Source organism: Aureispira sp. CCB-QB1, from assembly GCF_000724545.1.
Taxonomy (GTDB): Bacteria; Bacteroidota; Bacteroidia; order Chitinophagales; family Saprospiraceae; genus Aureispira.
Genome location: NZ_JHBV01000083.1, coordinates 1 through 790, shown reverse-complemented (window position 1 = coordinate 790; position 790 = coordinate 1). Strand labels below are relative to the sequence as shown.

Below are 790 nucleotides of genomic sequence, written 5' to 3'. Positions count from 1 at the left end.
GGACAACACACGCATAATTTTATCAAAGGACAATTTTTTAGAGTATGACCTATTATCAAGCCATTGAGCAAATCAAGGTTCTACATATTCCAATCAAACTGACTTTGAAAGATTGGATCTACTTGGCAAAAATGCTGCTCCCCTTCTCTGCTCCAGAGCCTTCGGATGATTTTATACAAAAAGGTTGGAGAGCTGCCTTAATTCAGATTATTATCAAAATCAGCAAACGACAGGAGAAACACTGGCAAAACGAAGCTAAAATCTATCGAATCCAACTCACGCCAACAGAAAAATATGCTTTGGAAGAGCTGCTTTACAACGACGACCCAAGTGATCTTTATTTAAGGACGATCTTCTACGAAATCAAAGTACAATTGGAACATTTTGACCAGCATAAAAAAAGGATCCCTAGCGGCAACTAGGAATCCTCTTAGACAAATTCTTAAAAAAACAAATTTATGACATCTTTTGCAGAAAATCCACACAACAAGCAGCGTAAAGTTCAAAATTACGCCATTTTCAATTGGTCTTTAAACAAGACATTAGAACAGAAATTTGAACACAAAAACTTTGCCCATCGTTTTGCTTGGGCAAATCGAGCCTTTTTAGGCATGGGCGTGATTGCACAGCTGGCAAGTTTAACAACAGCATTCACCATGCTTTCTTATCTATTTCTCAACATTCATTGGGTAATTCGAATCGCTTGCTCCATTGCTTTGGTGATTATGATTGAGGTCATCAAACGAGAATCAACCGATGATGTGATGAAGGGCTTATTTCAGTACAAAGA

Annotated in this window: 2 protein-coding genes; both read left to right on the top strand. The window is 37.7% G+C overall.

The window, feature by feature from the left end; genetic code table 11:
* Window positions 1-44: 44 nt before the first annotated feature.
* Window positions 45-422, top strand: coding sequence for a hypothetical protein (locus CG11_RS26275; protein ID WP_052599926.1), 378 nt, complete (start codon window positions 45-47; stop codon window positions 420-422).
* 36 nt (window positions 423-458) lie between these two features.
* A partial coding sequence (locus CG11_RS26270) for a hypothetical protein (RefSeq protein WP_156039919.1) occupies window positions 459-790 on the top strand: 332 nt, incomplete at its 3' end.

Excerpts from the sequence above, each read along its gene's own strand:
- CG11_RS26275 (WP_052599926.1), top strand. The coding sequence starts at position 45 with ATGACCTATTATCAAGCCATTGAGCAAATCAAGGTTCTACATATTCCA.